Annotated in this window: 16 protein-coding genes; 6 read left to right on the forward strand and 10 right to left on the reverse strand. The window is 38.3% G+C overall.

Features of this window, described 5'->3' with window-relative positions:
- Positions 1-84: 84 nt before the first annotated feature.
- Together LMH66_RS02005 and yegD are read right to left on the reverse strand one after the other, a co-directional pair.
- Entirely contained in the window at positions 85-516 is a 432-nt protein-coding gene (locus tag LMH66_RS02005; protein WP_229368459.1) for a CreA family protein, read from the reverse strand.
- Positions 517-623: 107 nt separating this feature from the next.
- Positions 624-1988 (reverse strand): molecular chaperone, encoded by a 1365-nt coding sequence (yegD, locus tag LMH66_RS02010; RefSeq protein ID WP_229368175.1) that lies wholly within the window; start codon positions 1986-1988, stop codon positions 624-626.
- 328 nt (positions 1989-2316) lie between these two features.
- On the opposite strand from yegD, the gene ppk1 reads away from it, so the two are divergent.
- The 4 genes from ppk1 (at position 2317) to LMH66_RS02030 (ending at position 8407) form a co-directional block, all read left to right on the forward strand.
- Entirely contained in the window at positions 2317-4467 is a 2151-nt protein-coding gene (gene ppk1, locus LMH66_RS02015) for a polyphosphate kinase 1 (protein ID WP_229368177.1), read from the forward strand.
- Between the two features lie 2 nt (positions 4468-4469).
- Positions 4470-5978: a Ppx/GppA phosphatase family protein gene (locus LMH66_RS02020; protein WP_229368179.1), complete on the forward strand. Its 1509-nt coding sequence runs from the start codon at positions 4470-4472 to the stop codon at positions 5976-5978.
- A gap of 434 nt (positions 5979-6412) precedes the next feature.
- Entirely contained in the window at positions 6413-7546 is a 1134-nt protein-coding gene (locus LMH66_RS02025) for a methyl-accepting chemotaxis protein (protein WP_229368182.1), read from the forward strand.
- Positions 7547-7567: 21 nt separating this feature from the next.
- On the forward strand, positions 7568-8407 hold the full coding sequence (locus LMH66_RS02030; RefSeq protein ID WP_229368184.1) for a nitrate- and nitrite sensing domain-containing protein: 840 nt from the start codon (positions 7568-7570) through the stop codon (positions 8405-8407).
- A 282-nt stretch (positions 8408-8689) separates the two neighbouring features.
- Here the strand turns inward: LMH66_RS02030 and LMH66_RS02035 are convergent, their stop codons facing one another.
- Complete coding sequence (locus tag LMH66_RS02035; protein WP_229368186.1) at positions 8690-9667, reverse strand: rhodanese-related sulfurtransferase; 978 nt, start codon at positions 9665-9667, stop codon at positions 8690-8692.
- 242 nt (positions 9668-9909) lie between these two features.
- Between LMH66_RS02035 and LMH66_RS02040 the strand changes: the two genes are divergently transcribed.
- Positions 9910-10620: a glutathione S-transferase gene (locus LMH66_RS02040; protein ID WP_229368187.1), complete on the forward strand. Its 711-nt coding sequence runs from the start codon at positions 9910-9912 to the stop codon at positions 10618-10620.
- Positions 10621-10812: 192 nt separating this feature from the next.
- Complete coding sequence (locus LMH66_RS02045) at positions 10813-11019, forward strand: hypothetical protein (protein ID WP_102529295.1); 207 nt, start codon at positions 10813-10815, stop codon at positions 11017-11019.
- Between the two features lie 227 nt (positions 11020-11246).
- Here the strand turns inward: LMH66_RS02045 and LMH66_RS02050 are convergent, their stop codons facing one another.
- From LMH66_RS02050 to LMH66_RS02080, 7 genes are all read right to left on the reverse strand, one after another.
- On the reverse strand, positions 11247-11795 hold the full coding sequence (locus LMH66_RS02050) for an NAD(P)H nitroreductase (protein ID WP_229368189.1): 549 nt from the start codon (positions 11793-11795) through the stop codon (positions 11247-11249).
- Between the two features lie 91 nt (positions 11796-11886).
- On the reverse strand, positions 11887-12471 hold the full coding sequence (locus tag LMH66_RS02055) for a DoxX family protein (RefSeq protein WP_267869057.1): 585 nt from the start codon (positions 12469-12471) through the stop codon (positions 11887-11889).
- Between the two features lie 100 nt (positions 12472-12571).
- Positions 12572-13417, reverse strand: coding sequence for a DUF6279 family lipoprotein (locus LMH66_RS02060; protein WP_102529292.1), 846 nt, complete (start codon positions 13415-13417; stop codon positions 12572-12574).
- A gap of 44 nt (positions 13418-13461) precedes the next feature.
- Entirely contained in the window at positions 13462-14547 is a 1086-nt protein-coding gene (locus LMH66_RS02065) for a phosphotransferase (protein ID WP_229368199.1), read from the reverse strand.
- A gap of 101 nt (positions 14548-14648) precedes the next feature.
- Complete coding sequence (gene pnuC / locus LMH66_RS02070) at positions 14649-15299, reverse strand: nicotinamide riboside transporter PnuC (RefSeq protein WP_229368201.1); 651 nt, start codon at positions 15297-15299, stop codon at positions 14649-14651.
- A 42-nt stretch (positions 15300-15341) separates the two neighbouring features.
- On the reverse strand, positions 15342-15602 hold the full coding sequence (locus LMH66_RS02075) for a YkoF family thiamine/hydroxymethylpyrimidine-binding protein (RefSeq protein ID WP_102529289.1): 261 nt from the start codon (positions 15600-15602) through the stop codon (positions 15342-15344).
- 148 nt (positions 15603-15750) lie between these two features.
- Complete coding sequence (locus LMH66_RS02080; protein ID WP_229368203.1) at positions 15751-17937, reverse strand: TonB-dependent receptor; 2187 nt, start codon at positions 17935-17937, stop codon at positions 15751-15753.
- Positions 17938-17987 lie beyond the last annotated feature (50 nt).

Genomic DNA, 17987 nt, shown 5'->3' on the forward strand with positions numbered 1-17987 from the left:
CTTGCATTGTTATCCGAGCTTGTGCCTGACAAAGCATCTTGAGGTAACATGGGTATATCAGTATCTTAACTAGCAAGCTTAAAGCTAAATCGAAGGCTGCGGCTGACGATAAGCCTTTGTAGCCCACAGAGGTACAGTGGATAAACTGTGTTTGTAACTGCCAGATGTTTCTTTCGTTGAATAAGAAACATACATTAAAGTTTGATTTTCTTTATCAAAAATACGTCTAATTTTCATGGTTTTAAAAAAGATGCTTTTTGATTTCTTAAATACAATCTCGCCTGATGCAGACATATCAATTTGTGCAATCATTTCTGGTGTGATTTCACCCGTTTGTCTACATGAAATAGCCGAATCAGACGGATCAGAAAAGCTTAAATCAGCTTCAATACTGGCAACATGACACGTTACACCTGAAACGATCGGGTCGACCATCATATTTAGCTTAATATCTTTGGTCGTAAAAACACCTAAACTGACTTTACCGACATCATCACTGCAACTCATTGTTAGCATGCTAGCCGCCACAACAAGTATTGCCGCAGTAGTTTTAGTCAGCGAAGGCAGTAACGCTTTGTTATTCAGTGTCGACTTTAATGGAGTAAACATCATTTCACTTTTCCTTAAGAATTAAATACTTTACCAGCCCAGCGCACAAGACCACTGGTCACACTACCAAAATGATCACCAACAACGATTTCTGCATCAGTAAATTGCTCGGCAATGCATTGATGAATAACCGGACTTTTTGCGGTGCCGCCAGTAACATAAACCACATCAGGCATAACGCCAGTCCCCTCCACCGCTTGCTTCATAATTGTCACCAACTTAGCAACGGGTTGATCAACCGCAGTTTCAAAATCAGTTTGATTTACCGGCACAGAAAATAAAGGCTCAATAAATGACAAGTCAGCGCTGTACTCAGACTGTGATGATAAACCTATTTTAGATTGCTCCGCTTGGCGTACAAACTGATAACTCATTTGATGTTGTCTCAATGATTTAAGACGTGTTAATAATGCAGGTTTTGACGAATCTTTAATTAACTCATCAATTAATTTTGCCGTGGCAAGCGAGCCAAAATCACGCTGAGCGCTGATATCATTTACCGCAACACCATTCCAAAACGGTTGTCTTGGTACGGTTAAATTGTTTTTCAATTGAGAACCAAGACCAAGGTGCGGCATAAAACAATTCATTGCTACGGCAATATCTAAATCGTTACCGCCAACACGTTGTCCACTATGGCCTAGTACATCTTCACTGCGATCTGTTTTGTGTTGTAAGTCTGGCCCCATTTTCACCATAGAACAATCCGTAGTACCACCACCGACATCAACCACTAATACGGTTTGATTACGTGTCATTGAAGCTTCATAATCCATCGCTGCAGCCATTGGTTCAAACAAAAAACTCACCTCTTCAAAACCCGCGCGTTTAGCTGCAGTTTCTAAAATAGTTTGCGCTTGTTGGTTGCTTAACTCTCCGCCAATGCCTTGAAAGTTAACTGGTCTGCCAATAACGGCTTTGGTAATAGGTTCATTGATCACTTTATTCGCGCGAGACATCACTTCTAACATCATAAGCGTCACGATGTCTTCAAACAGTCCTACCTGCTCAACTCTTAACCCACTGGCACCCAAAAATGACTTTGGCGAACGGACATAAAACCCTTCGTCAGGCAGCTCCAAATATGCTTCAATCGCCTCAGGGCCAACAAACACCACTTGCTCATCTGGGTAAATATCCAAATCATGGCGAACCATTCTTGCGCGGCTAAGTTGTGCAGAGCGCAGCTTGCCATATTCAGCTTTTAGCTCTGGTGCAATACGCTGATAAACAGCTTCGGCAATTAATTCTCGGTCCATTGCATATAAGGTCGATGATAAGAAATTACTGTCGCCATTGATCGGAATTAACGTCACTTCACCATTTTTTTCAATTCCCACGGAACAATTAGCACTGCCATAATCAAACCCAATAAACATTTCTTACCACTCAAAAATTCAAATCAATGCTAAAAATAACACAAGCGCTATATAGGATCTTATAAAGTTTAGCGTTCACTGTTATTTCGCTGACATTTTCATCAATTGGTTTAATTTGCTTAATCAATTTGTTGCGTCTTTGAATTTACTGAAAACAGTGTTCACACACAATGTGTTCACATAGCTGTCATATAACTGCAGTAAAATACCTTCCTATTTTTATTCATATTAAACAGCTGATTAGCTACCTCTATCCGATAGTACTATTTAAGCGCTACCTATTTAGTGATAGATTAATTTTTGCAGCATTGCTTTGCAGGAGCCCATCATGAACGAACCTCGACATCACAAATTTATCGATAAAGAACTCTCTTGGTTATCATTCAATGAGCGCGTATTGCAAGAAGCTTATGACACATCAGTGCCTTTAATCGAGCGAGTTAGATTCTTAGGGATTTTTTCTAGCAATATGGATGAATTTTTCCAAGTCAGAGTGGCTGCAGTTCGCCGCGCTATCTTGGTATCGGGGATCAGTTCAAAGCAACTAGAATATCAAAGCTTGATGGCTAAGATTCAAGCTAAAGTATTAGATTTACAAGAAAAGTTTGATCAAATATATCCAGTGCTAATGAAAGAGCTCGCGCGCTGCAATATCTTTTTAATCAATGAAACTCAACTAAGTGAGTTTCATAGTGCCTGGCTTAAGAAGTATTTTAAAAATCAACTTAAACGACATATTGCACCACATATTATCAATGAAGATAGTGACTTGGTTCAGCACTTAGTTGATGGCACAACTTATCTCGTGGCCAGTTTACAAAGCGGTGAAAACAAAGAATACGCATTAATTGAAGTGCCGAATAAAAATGTACCGCGCTTTCTTGAATTACCTACTGAAAAAACCTCTAAAATAAAGCACTTAATATTACTCGACAATATTATTCGTCATTGTATTGATGATTTATTTAGACCCTTTTTTGAATTCGATACCATTAACGTGTTTTCAATGAAAATGACCCGAGATGCTGACTACAATATCAGTAATGAACTTGAGCAAACAACTTTAGAGCGCATGACTAAAGGGATTAAGAAACGCTTAAAAGCTCAGCCTGTAAGATTGGTTTACGATAGAAATATGCCTGATGATATGCTCGAGATGTTAAAGTCTCATTTGCATATCAGCTCGACAGAATGCTTAGTTCCTGGCGGTCGTTATCACAGCTTTAAAGATTTTATGGATTTCCCTAATCCAAGTCGTAAAAAACTAGTTAATGAAAAGCTTCACCCTATTGATAGCAGTCAGTTTTTAGCCTTTGATAATAGCTTCGATGCCATTAGACATAAAGATATCATGCTCAATTATCCATATCATAAATTCTCGCATTTCACTGAGTTAGTCAGACAAGCCGCTTATGATCCAGCAGTTAAATTCATTAAAATAAACTTATACCGTGTGGCTAAAAAGAGTCACATAATGCAATCACTTATTGATGCGGTTAAAAACGGTAAACGCGTCACCGCTGTAATTGAATTAAGAGCGCGCTTTGATGAAGAGTCCAATATTAACTGGACTCGCCGCTTAGCTGAAGCAGGTGTAAAAGTTCATCACGGTATCCCTAGTTTAAAAGTGCATTCAAAACTGTGCCTAATTGGTCGTAAAGAAGAAAATAAAACCCAATATTATTGTCATATTGGTTCAGGTAATTTCAACGAAGGAACTGCACGTTTTTACACTGATTTCTCGTTATTCTCAGCAAACCAAGATATTGCCGGTGAAGTAAAACAAGTCTTTGACCTCATTGAACGACCTTACCGCAAAGATGAATTCAACCATTTAATTGTCTCACCTTATAATTCTAGAAATAAGCTCATTGGTTTAATCAATAATGAAATTGAACAAGCTAAGCAGAATAAGCCTGCCAGTATTCAACTGAAATTAAACAATCTAGTCGACGACATCATGATTAATAAGCTTTATGAAGCGTCACAAGCGGGTGTCAAAATCACCATGCTAATACGCGGTATGTGCAGTTTAATTCCTCAAGTCCCTGGGCAAAGCGATAACATTAAGGTTTTCAGTATTATTGACCGCTATTTAGAGCATTCGCGCGTTATGTTGTTTCATGCTGGCGGTGAACAAAAACTGTTTATAGGGTCGTCAGATTGGATGACACGAAATATTGATGAACGAATTGAAGTCACTACGCCTGTATATGATAAGCAGTTAAAACAGATGGTTATTGCTATACTTTCACTGCAATTTAAAGATAATACAAAGTCTAGGGTGATTAACCAGCAGCAAGACAACCGATATCACCCAAGAGGAAATAAACGAAAGCTTCGCAGCCAAGTGGCCATTCATCAATACCTCAATGGCTATGAGAAAAAAGTAACAAGTGCACTCGCTGCAATAAGTAACACAACAACTCATTGTTTAAATAACAATAAGAAACTACAAGAATTACCACAAGAGGCGTAGATTTGGCAGATGTTATTGCAGAAGACTCACAACATTTTGTCGCTATCGACATGGGGTCTAATAGTTTCCACTTAGTCATAGCCCGTGAACAAGATGGGCTTTTACAAGTGCTGCACAAAGAAAAGCGCCAAGTGCAATTGGCTAAATATTTAGACAACCAAAATGTGCTAGATGAAGTTGCTATCGACAATGGTGTTCAGTGTCTTAAAGATTTCAGTCAACGTTTTTCAAACTTAGCCAAGACGCAAGTCAAAATAGTCGCAACCCACACACTTCGTGTTGCTAAGAACCGACAATCATTTTTAAAAGCCGCCAAAAAAATACTGCCCTATCCCATTGATGTGGTCTCAGGGCATGAAGAAGCTCGCTTGATCTACACTGGTATTGCCCATAGCCAAGTACTGAAACAGAAAAATATTGTCATTGATATTGGTGGTGGCTCAACAGAAGTCATTGTGGGGAATGAAAAACGCGCAAAACATTTAGCCAGTTTAAAATGTGGTTGTGTCAGTTATAACAAGCGTTTCTTTATTAATGGTCAGCTATCAAAAGATGCTTTTAAGCAGGCGATTTTAGCAGCAGACAAGCAGTTTGCAGGCTTAAGTCAAGTGTACTTTAATCAAGATTGGTCTCTTGTATTAGGTAGCTCAGGCTCCGCTAAAGCGATTACACAAGCCATTAGTGAGATCACTGATAATGGTGAAGGCATTACCAGTAAAAACCTGCTTATTTTAAAAAAATACCTTATCAATATTGGCAGCATCGAAAAGCTAGAGTTTGAGCAGCTAGATGAAAGAAGGATCCCTTTACTCGCAGCGGGATTAGCTATTTTAATCAGTTTTTTTAGACAGTTAGAAATTAAGCATTTACAAGCTGCAAAAGGTGCTCTGCGTGAAGGTGTCCTTTATGAGCTTGCTAAGATTGAACAACAAGATGATATAAGACAACGAACATTAACCAGTTTGGCTCAGCTTTATCATACAGATGCAAACCAAGCAAATAAGGTCACTCAAACGGCCTTAGCTCTGTTTGAACAAGTTAGTAAGCCATGGGGATTAGCAGATTATCGCTGGTTACTCGAAGGCGCCTGTCAGCTTCATGAAATTGGCATATCCATCAACTCTAAGTCTCACCACAAGCACGGTAGCTATATATTAGAAAACAGCGACTTACCTGGTTTTAACCAACAACAGCAGCAAATGCTAGCGCTACTAGTTGGCAATCACCGCAAGAAACTGAATTATCTATCAATCACCATCGCAGACGATAGCCAGCGCCAAGCGTTCACTCGCTTATTAACCATACTGCGATTAGCAGTACTGTTTAACTTAGGCCGAACGTCTAATAATGACCAACAAATCACAGTTAAAGCCCAGCATGCTGAATTTATGGTCAAATTGCCACAGACAAAGCGTCAACAACAATCAAAGCATAACGATTTGTTGCTACAAGATTTAGATGCCGAGCAAAAGAAACTAGCGACCATAGGTATAAATCTGAGCTTTAAATAAGCTCGGGTTTAAAATCTATGAATCTTGAGCTAAACATATGAAATAAAACAAGGACGTTTTATGAATAGCCAAAACAAACTATAACCTTGATCTTTAGACTGATGTTTATACTAATGTTTAGACTGATCTTTAGAGTCAAACTTGGAATCATAGGGCTTTAATCGCTGCTTGATGCAAAAAATAGTATGGATTCAATATATAGTGCAATCTACGGTTCAATGTACGGTGCAATGATTGTTAAATTCTGCTTTTAACACAATATACTCAGTTAATCTTCTATAAACCCTCCCCAAAATGAGGCAAGCTCTTTCACCCCTTCCCCACTATGGAGCAACTTTTAGTGTTTAAAGTCTAAAAGCCAATATGAGATGCGTTTTTGTTATTGGAACACATCTTGCTGTTAAGAAAGTAATATTGGTTATAGGGACTTAACGATGAACGCGATGTTTATGCCTGTTCACTTAATAATTAACGCACTAGGTTTTAAAGGAAGCTGTATTTTAACGATTTTAATCTACTCATTTGTTGTATTCACAAGCACCATTAGTCATCATATTGTTTTCATCTCTCATGCGATTTTTTTATATTTATTTATTGGGTTTCTTTATGTCATTAACGAACAATTAGAACAAATTAAAGCCGTCGTCAGCGATATAAATACCCATCAATTTGACCATCGAGATATTCATTTTAGCAATCGAATTCAATCCCCTCTTACAGATACCTTATTAAAAACTTATCGAGAATTATCCCGAGTTAATATTCACCATCAACAAAGAAATCAAGAAGTCGAATATTCTGCCGTACAGGTCATTGAAACATCAGCAAAAGTGAAAGATAACGTACAGTCGCAATCTGATGCGACTAACGCTACTGCAGCAGCAATTACTCAAATGAGTCAGTCTTTAGCTGAAGTGAATAATGAAATATCAAACACGCATAAGTCATCCTGCCACGCTTCTGAAATTGCCCTTCAAGGTCAGAACGCTTTGAAGTCGCTACATAAAGCGGTAGCAGATGTCAGTGAAAAAGCAGATAAAACACAACAGCGAATGGTGTCATTAAATAAACTGGTCACTAACGTAGAAAGTATTACCGAGTCCATTGCTCACATTTCACAACAAACTAATTTATTAGCTTTAAATGCATCTATAGAGGCAGCTCGTGCAGGTGAGTTTGGTCGTGGTTTTGCTGTTGTTGCTGAAGAAGTAAGAGCATTGGCAGAGCGGACACAAAGCTCTACCGAACACATAGTCACTAATATAAATGAGGTGCTCAAAGAAAGTGGCGAAATCGTCATCACTATGGCGGGAGTGGTGGAGCAGGCAAACCTTTGTATAGGTAATGTAACAGAAGTAGATGATGCCTTTGACGATATAAAACAAGCCACTGAACAGGTTAAATATCAAATGGAAATAGTCAGTGGCGTCGCGACGCAACAAGCCGCTGCCACCAATGAGATCTCCATGCATATTGAAAAAGTTGTTATTGGCGCGCGTGCCAATGCTGAGGTCGCATTACAATCAGAATTAGTCGCTAATCATCTAAGAAAATTAACACAGGCTTAATCAATAGAAGGATAAATTGATATGGAAATTTTCGTAATATCGAGTATTACATTGGTACTTATGATGATTATTTTTCTCAGGATTAGAAAATCTAACAGCACCAAGAAAAAGCAAAAAAATGGCTTGCAATATATACAGTTATTAAAAAATATTATAACCCTAGTTCAGCAGCACCGTGGTATATCAGCTGCTAAGTTGAATGGTGATACTACCGCCCAGGAAAAGTTATTGATACTCAATCGAAAGATTGTTGCGCAAGTTCAACAATTAAAGGTGCCATTACTCCATCAAAATGAGCGTTGGCTTTCGTTCACCGACCATTGGTCAAGACTTACGGCGCAAGGCAAAAATATGTCGGTAGCTAACAGCTTTGAGCAACATACAGTCATGATAAAAAACCTTTGTTATTTACTCGAAGATATAGCAGAAGAGTGCTACCTCACAGCAGACCATTTACCCACTTTAAATCATATTGGCTTTGTATGGCGAGAGCTAGTATTGGCCACTGAAAGTATTGGTCAATCAAGGGCGCTTGGAACTGGGATTGCAGTAAAAAAAGCTTGCTCTAGTGTTGAAAAAATACGGTTAAATTTCCTCATAACAACCATGTCGGATACTACAGATAACACATTTAAACAGCTTTCATGCTTACCCGAAGAACAGAAAAATCACCAAAAATTAATAGAGTACGCTACAGAAAATGTGACAACACTTATTACGATGATTGAAAATGAGTTGATTAAAGTTGATAAAGTATCAGTCGACAATAATCACTACTTTAATTTAGCAAGCGACGCTATCGATAAAATGAATGCCATTTTTGAACATCAAGTAAAACAATTACATACCGCATTATCATAAGCCTACAAGCTTAATAAAGTTTTTTGGCGTTTATGCAATTTGTTTTTTTACTTTATAGTTTAAATTTAAACCACAGTATAAATGTTGTTGAAACAAGGCTTGTTAACTGACCAGAATCGCATTTCAATATCAGAATTGCTCATCTCAATATCAGAGTTGCATATAAAAACGTACACGCTAATAAATAGTATGTACGTTTTCAAAATTCAGTTTCAAATTTAGCGCTAAGCTCAGTTTCAAATTTCGCAATAAGCTCAAGATGAAATTCAACCTAAGCTCTGTCTAACTATCGTTTTGTGCTTGTTTTAGTGACTCTTTATCTTTACGGCGCTGCGCAATCACTTGCTTTACTTCGCTACCAATATGCGCTTCGCCGCGCTGTTTCGCTAGCTGTACTTGGCGTTCACGTTCGATAAAACGTTGGCGCTGCTCATCAGAAATTTTATCTATGCAGTGCGGGCAGCTTACACCTTGTACATATGCTTCTGTCTGCATTTCTTCTTGAGTAATTGGCATACGGCAAGCATTACATTGATCGTAAATACCTTTTTCAAGCTGATGATTTACTGCAACTCGATTATCAAATACAAAGCACTCACCTTCCCACATGCTTTGTTCAGGCTTTACTTCTTCAAGGTATTTTAAAATGCCACCTTCAAGATGATAAACATCTTCAAAGCCTTGCTCTTTTAGATAAGCAGTCGATTTTTCGCAGCGAATACCACCGGTACAAAACATAGCTACTTTTTTGTGCTTTGTAGGGTCTAGATTTTCTTTTACATAATCAGGAAACTCTCGAAATGTCTCTGTAACTGGGTTAACGGCATCTTTAAAGGTACCGATTTTAACTTCGTAATCATTACGCGTATCAACCAGTAATACTTCAGGGTCGGAAATAAGTGCATTCCAATCTTTTGGTTTAACGTAGGTACCAACCACTTCACGAGGGTCGATACCCTCTACACCCATGGTCACAATTTCTTTTTTAAGTTTTACCTTAGTGCGATAAAAAGGCATGTCTTCATCAAAAGAAAACTTACAGACAATATCAGCTAAGCCTTCTTGAGTTGCCAGCCATGCAAGTAACCCATCAATGGCTTGCTGACTACCTGCAACTGTGCCGTTAATACCTTCTTTAGCGAGTAATAAGGTACCGCGGATCTCGGCATTTTCCATATGGGCTAATAATGGCGCTCTAATGGATTCGAAATGAGGTAACGCAACAAATTTATATAAAGCACAAACAACGACTTGTGACATGGGGTTCTCCGCAAGCTGGAACTTAATTTCCAGAGCATTTAATGTAAGCTGACTAATGCAAGACTACTTAAGGTGACAAACCTCAAATAAAGGCGCGGAATTGTACCCTAATCACAGTCTTTACGGCAATTTAATTTGATTCAGATCACATACTTTGATGGTCAAGTTAGGATTTATCACTAACAATTCATTTATTAACCTCTTAAAATGAATCAAATACTTAATAAAAACTAACTCAAATTATGATCCTATATAGTTTTAGACGTTGCCCATATGCTATGCGCGCCCGCTTAGGGTTACACTTATCTTCATTAAACCCGCAAATACGTGAAATAATACTAAAAAATAAGCCGACTCAATTACTCGACATTTCACCTAAAGGCACGGTACCTGTATTAGTGGTAAACACGCAGCAAGATACCGGCGGCGCTGGTGTAGACCATCACCCTTTTGTACTAGAAGAAAGCCTAGACATTGTCCATTTTTCTCTAGGTAATTATCCTGCAACCAATAGCGAATATTTATGCAAAGATGAATATGATTTATTAATTCACTCTCTAAATGATGCCAATGCTAAAGCACTAATTGAAAAAAATGATAACGAATTTAAAACCTGGCTAGATAAATACAAATACGCAGATAGACACCTTGAGTATTCTGAAGAGTATTATCGAGAAAACGCATGTAAATTCATTGCATTACTGGAACAGAGATTAAGCGACTCCACGCACTTATTTGCTGACAGCCCTACCTATGCTGATTTTGCTATTTTTCCGTTTGTCAGACAGTTCGCCCATGTAAATAAAAATTGGTTTGAGCAGAGCCAATACTCCAAAGTGAGGCAGTGGCTAAAACTTCACATTGAAAGCAATTTATTTCAGGTAGTTATGCGTAAGTATCCACTATGGCTTGATGATATTAATCAACAAATGAGTTTAAAAAGCACACCATAGTTTAGCAACTGCTTAATTAAAAAGCTCAACTTCAAACTTTTGTATAAATATTCATAAAAACCATTGAATTAGTAAGACTAATTAGAGTAAGTTATATCAACTTAAAGATGGATTTTTAATTGTTTTTACTGCGAAATCCTAAAATGAGATTAAGCTTAAATAAGTCTCTTTGCAGTAATCAAGGATGTAGACATGGAACAAATGGATTTGGTGATGTTATTAATACTGTTATTAAGTATTTTGCATATCATGTTTTGTCATCGAGCAATAACAACGGGTGCTCATATCGACAATGTACGAAGGTATCTATGGGGAACAATTAGCTTGATTTTTGGGCCTTTAGGTTATTATATTTATCAAAATTTACTCCCGCTAGACTCCTTAGACCCAAGTGAATAAAAGCTCAAGTATATGACGCTGATACATTACAGCGTCATATTTTATCTACAGATGTTTTCACCTGATAGCGCCGAATCCTTCACTATTTATTAAAGCCTATATTTGGTGAATCAATACTCAAACTTATTAGACTCAAGGTTTGTATAAGCCCACAGTTTATCTAGGCTCATAATTTTCCTACGTTCATATTTTATCTAAGTGAATCATTTATCTAGGCTGAGCAGATATCAAAGAAAGCGAGTAAATTGACGTCCAGGCTTTAACGGTTTAACAGGTGCGTTAACTGCTGGCGTACCTATGTATAAGAATCCCACTATTTGCTCATCTTCGGCTAAGCCTAAACCTTCATTAACAACCGCGCTAAAAGCAAATTCACCTGTGCGCCACACTGCGCCAAGCCCTAATGAAAAAGCCGCTTGCTGCATTGCCATCGTGGCACAACCTGCTGCCAGTTGTTGCTCAAGTAAAGGAACTTTAGGGTGCTGCTGATTTTTGGTCGCGATAGTGATGACCATCGGGGCACGGTGTGGCATATTTTTAGCTTTAGCGATAAAGGCTTCTTCTGCTCCGTTTGCAGTCGCTGCTTTAACAAAAATATCGCCTAACTTATTAAGACCATCACCAGTAGCAATGATAAATTCCCATGGCGTTAAAGCACCATGATCAGGCACACGTGCGCCTGCATTAAGAATGAAATCAAGTTGAGACTCTGAAGGAGCAGGTTGAGTTAATCTCGGCGTTGATTGTCGGGTAAGTAATAATTCTGATGCGTCCAATGAAATGTCCTTTTTATCAATCACATTAATTAAATTCTGACTGATACTAACAAAAATCCCACATTGAAGTGGGATTTTTTAATGACTCAATTTATGACATAAAACGCTTTCGAATAAAGTAATCAACGCTAGTGTATCGACCACCACCCATCATGAGTAGAGCCAGCAACATAAATAAATAGGTAATGGCAAACTCTATACCATTATTTAAGATAACAAAGTTACCTGAGCTAGTAAGCCATTCATAATTACCATGCTGTTGCAAAATTGACTTCGCAGCAGCCAACTTTTCAGCAGATGCGGCAACATTATCATTCGCAAGCCAAGAACTAGCATCAGCAATAGCTAACCAGCCGTTATCAATATGAACAGCAAATGCCGCAACCAACATGGTAAACATCATTGGAATAGCCACTAATCGAGTCGCTAAACCAACCAATAATAAGAAACCACCAAATAACTCAGTACCTGCAGCAAGTGCTGTCATCACCTCAGGCATTGGTAGTCCCAATCCCCAATCTGGATTACCAAACCATGCAGCAGTATCGCTAAAATGCGACAATTTATTATAACCTGCCTGCATTAATACCGGCGCAAGATAAATACGTAATGCTAATGGTGCTAAACCTTCAAGGTGTTTCAAAATATTTAAAAACTGCTGGTAAAGGTTGGTCATATTTATTCCTTAAAATATTCATTCATTACGTCAATAGACCAAGCTTAGTCGATAATTATTTCATCGCAGGTAATTAAAACAGCCTAAAATAATACCTGAATTATTTTATCTCACTTGAAAGATCACTTAAGTCAGTAATTAATTCTTCCATTTTACCGGTAAAATGTTGCCTTTGTTTGGCGGATAAACTGCGATTAATATCAATCACCAATTGACCAAATAATCGAGAGTTTTGATCAACATGTTGCTGATAAACCTCTGACTTTAATTCATCTGGTGAGGTCATTAATAAACGCATACGTTGTTCTAATAAGCGTTCATCATCACGCATTTCAATCGCTTGTTGAAACTCTCTTAACCATTCAAGTCGATATTCGAGCCACATATCTAAGGTCGCAATGCGCTGTTTATTATAGTTTTTGACTAAACTTTGTTGTTCTGTAGATACACTGCCTAGCCAATCATCAATACGATCTAATATCTTGTCATTGGAATCTTCTAATAACTCTTGTTGTGTCTTTCCTGCATACTTTTTGTTTAAGTCTTTATTATCTTGTTTGAGCTGTTCAATCATGCCATTGGCTTGTTCATCAGATAAGCTTGCAAGGATGGGTAATAAATCAGGTAGGATAAAGTCGAAAATACGGAACCAGTGAGCCTTTGCATCCGTAACTTGTTGCTGCCACATTTCGGGCGTCACAGTTTGCGTTTCAATCGCAGTAGAAAGTGTATTGAGTTGTTGGCTATACCTTAATAATTCATCTTTTTGATGCCAGATGAGGAATTTATCTAGTAGAACATCAAATTGTTTTTGCTGACTCTTATCTAAAGTCACATATTCCTCGACCCGCCATTCTATGGCCCAATCAAGAAAAAAATAACTAAATTTAGTTGAGCAGCCAACTAAAAATACCACCAGCAATATTGGAACGAATGACTTCTTCAACGGACGTTCTCCTTAATCTTGGCTATTGATTAAGAATAATAGTCTTATGATATTAAAGATAGGTATTTGTTGAGTAACGTAAAATATGAAGCTTTTACCTCAACAATATCTGTCAGCTTGTTACCTAAAATCGGTACTTCAACTTCCATTCCCGTGTCTTCAACCTCTGTTCCTGCCATCATTAATGCCCAAGCGGCAGCAAACATCCAAAAACAATTAATGATTTGCCTTACATACTGGTTAGCGTCAGCTTTAAGATTTGGTTGCACAGCAAAATATTGTTTACATAAGCTGGTCACTTGATGCGAAGTTAATTGGTGAGTTGTCAAAACAGAGGCCAAATCAAACATTGGGTGACTGGCCGCACAATATTCAAAATCGATGCATTGCAATTTATCATCGCAAAACAACAAATTATAGGGTGATAAATCTCGATGGCAAAACTGAGGAGCTATCAAGCATGATTCCAAATCAGCCAACCAAGCATTCATCTCAACTTGTTGTTGCTTTAACTGTCTGAACGAATTCTGCCATTGTTGATTTTTTTCAACTTGAGAAATGGTTGTTAAAGACTCGAGGTAAACTTGCCATTGCTGCGTTAAGCTGATGACTTTAGGTGGCAAAGGTAGCCTTGATAACTCGCAGAGTAATTTTAACAGGTGCTCAACGGGGTCCAGTGCTTGTTGTTGCTTATTTTTTAATAGCGTCAGATCCTCAGCGGATTGAGATATTGGACTTAGATGAAAAACAGAATTAACCGGGCGTTCTCGGGAATTAAAGCCGTATTCAGAGTATATAGATGACCAATCAAACTTATCTTGCTTAATAAACTCGCTCAAATAAAACTGTTTATTCGTACTTTTCCAGATCAGCTTTGGCGCTAGTTTAACTGCTTCAACCATCTGCCAGCAAATGACTTCATTGTCTCTATCACACCATTGTTGAACATTTTTATTATCACGCAGTACCCAATCTTGATGAAGCATGTGGAGCCGATAATTACTATTGCTTAAACCAGCAGATAGCTTAGTGACGCCAATACAATGTGAACTTATCTCAGTCACAAAATTTGACGGCAGTAGTCTTTGAAATGATGCAGGCAATACAGACCAAGGATTAAATTTTTTCATCTATTTCTGCATTTTAGTTCAGGCTCCACTCTGGCTCCACTCTGGCTCCACTCTGGCTCCACTCTGGCTCCATTCTGGCTTTAAAGTCATTCTAAACGCCTTTATTTTGCTAGAGATAAATTAACGTCAAGGTTATCTTGCTGCATTTTCTTGCGCCACATGAAATAACCACTGACAGCCATGAACAGATATAAAATAAGTAAACCAGATGTGAGCATCAAGCCTTTCTGTAAGTATAAATAAATCGATAATGAATTAATCACCATCCAGTAATACCAATTCTCAATGACCTTTTTCGCCACTAGATAGGTTGTCATCACAGCAAAGCATGTCGTTAATGCATCAAGGTAAGGAAACGAAGCTGAAGTATTCGTTGCCATTAAATAGCCTACGATTAAAGAGATTATGCTTGTAACGGCAATAATTATTAGATGAGTCTTCAGTGACCAACTGATAATGGGAGAAGCCGTGTTGTGGACATCGCTGTCACCATAACGCCACAACCAAAAACCATAAATAGCCATTGCCATGTAATATACATTCAGCAATGACTCCATCAATAATGAGACCTTCCAAAACAACACGGTGTAAATTGCCGTGCTGACAAATGCTGCAGCCCAGCACCAGATATTAGTTCTCATGGCGAGAACTAAATATGCGATAGCTAATATGACAGCAATCGCCTCCCAGCCAGTCATAGCGGTGGCTTCAGCGGTGGCCGTTTGTATTGATTGAAAAATCTCAGCAAGCATAATAAGGCGCTTCTTTTTCTATATTGAGCGAATTAACAAGTTTTATTCTGTATGGCTTAAATCTAATTCGCCACCGATAAACTTACATACAAAAACAGCCTTGCCCCACTTTTGATGGGCGGCTTCCATTTCTACCGCAAGCATTGACATCACATCTGCATATTCGCCACAGATTTGTGTTGCCATCGCATTGGTTTTTCTTTCAATGTTTGAATAGCTATCAACACGACCAATAAACCATTTAATCGGATCTAAATAGTTTTCGTTAAATGGATACATACTGATTTCAGCAGTTAATTTCATCAGGAATTCCTTAGGTACGTCTCAATTAAAAATACCGCCATAGTCTAGCAAATTATGGCGGTATTTCACTGAAATACGTTGTAAAAATATATTGTTAAAACTATTGTAATTATTAAAGAAAATGATCTTTAACGATTACTCATTAACGCTACATAAACTTCACATCAAGGGTAATACCTAATTGACGAGGATCGCCATAACGAACATATTGTTTGTCAGCCCAATCTAAATCTGGCTCGTTGCCAAAGTAAAAGCCTCTTACACCATATTGCTCATCAAATAAATTCCTGCCCCACAGGTATGCTGACCACATTTGTGACTCATAGCCAATGCGAGCATTGAAGATAGTATAAGCATCGGACTTTGATTCATTACTGTCTGAGTAATAAAAATCACTTTTGCCACTCGCATTAAGGTTAGTAAACCAACCTGAATCACTGACATAACTCATACCAGCACTATAGGTAAAGTTAGGCGCATGCGCTTGGTCACGACCTGTCAAATCAATCACGTTGCCATACTTATCGTTATATTGATAATCACCGTATTCAGTTTCTAACCAACCAACACTGCCATAAAACTGAATATTATCTGTCGCATAGTATTTAAAATCAGCTTCTGCACCGTAATTTTTGGCGCTGCCTGCATTTTCTGTATACAGAATAAAGCGCTGCTGATCATCTGGATCTTGTTGTGACGCTGATACTTGCTGGTTTTGACGGTCCATATAAAATAACGCCATATTCGTCGCAACCACACCATCTAACCAAGATGACTTAAGACCTAATTCGTAGTTATATAAGATTTCAGTATCGAACTCTTTTTTATCAGCCAATTCCGGTGGTAATGTCATGTTAAAACCACCAGCTTTATATCCTCTCGCGATTCTGAAATAAGCATTATGATCTTGGTTTAAGCTTTTCGAAATCGCTAAATGACCGCCCCACATATTCTCTGTTGGGTCGAACTCATCACCGTTGCTATCGCTGTATTCACTTTCTCGGCGCTCTAAACGCACACCAGCAGAAAAGACATAACCGTCGCCAAACTGGGTATCTGTTTGAGCAAAAACAGCATAATTGGTTGCTTCATATTCAGATTGTAAAACCTCGTCAGGCCAGCCGTTATATTCAGAATATAAATCATTATCTTCTTTTAGGTTCATACCATATAAACCCAATAACCAATCAGTTGAATCATTAAAGATTCGACCCGCTTCGTTTGAACTGATCCTAAACTCTTGTGAAATAGTTTTACGATCGCCTTGTTTATCCCATGTGTAATCGTACACACACGGCTCAGTGCCAATAACAGCCCAACTGTCATCATAGGCTGGACATTCTTTAGATGCCCAATATTCAGGGTTAGCCCAGTCACCGTCATAATTATGATGATGATCAGTTTGCGCAAATGAGGTTAACGAGGTGAGTTCAAATTTTTCAAACTGAGAGAAAATAGCTTTTAAACCTACACCTGTGGTTTTTTGAGCATCAACACCTGGTGCATCTGTGATGGTATCAAAACCATTGTTATCCAGTGTCCAAGCATCATAACCATTATCAAAGTTAGCGTGTAATAAGGTTAAATCTAATTGGACATCATCAGATGCGTACCAGCGCAGTTTAGCTCTAGCCGTAAACTCGTCGCGAGCATTGGTATCTTCACGTTCAAGGTAAGTATTATCGCGGTAACCATTTTGAGAATGCTGCTCTAGAGAAACGCGATAAAGTAATTTTCCTGAATCAGAAATTGGACCAGAGCTGAAACCGGAGAATGTCTGTAAGTCGTCGTCGCCCATTGATACTTGCGCGCCATGTTCAAACACATCTGTAGGGTCATTACTTTTTAAATAAATCAAACCTGCTAACGCATTGGCACCGTATTGCGTACCTTGAGGTCCACGCAAGACTTCAACTTGTTGCATGTCGTACATGCTCGAAACCATGCCAATACCAGACAAGTCGATATCATCAACAATAAAACCAACCGATGAATTAGGTGCGCCTTGATACTCTTCTTGTTCACCCACACCACGGATTTGGAAATATTTAGGGCGAGAGCTGCCACCAGACCAGTTAAAGTTAGCAATGGAGTTCAAAACGTCTTCAAAATGTTGAGCGCCTTCATCTTGCAATTGTTGACTGTCAATAACGGTGACACTAGATGGCGCTTTTTCAAGTTCTATACTGCTAAAATCAGCATTAACAACAATCACTTCCATTTTTTCAGCGTCGGGAGCAACGCGTTCGATATTCTCTGTTTGAGCAACAGCGGAAGTTGATAAAGCAGCGAGAATAGCTATCGCAACAGGCGATTTAGATTTTAATAAAGACATAGGACCTCAAATAATAATTTTGAGATCCGGCAAGCATAGCGAATGAGTGA

This window comes from Shewanella sp. 10N.7, from assembly GCF_020806285.1.
Lineage (GTDB): Bacteria > Pseudomonadota > Gammaproteobacteria > Enterobacterales > Shewanellaceae > Shewanella > Shewanella electrodiphila.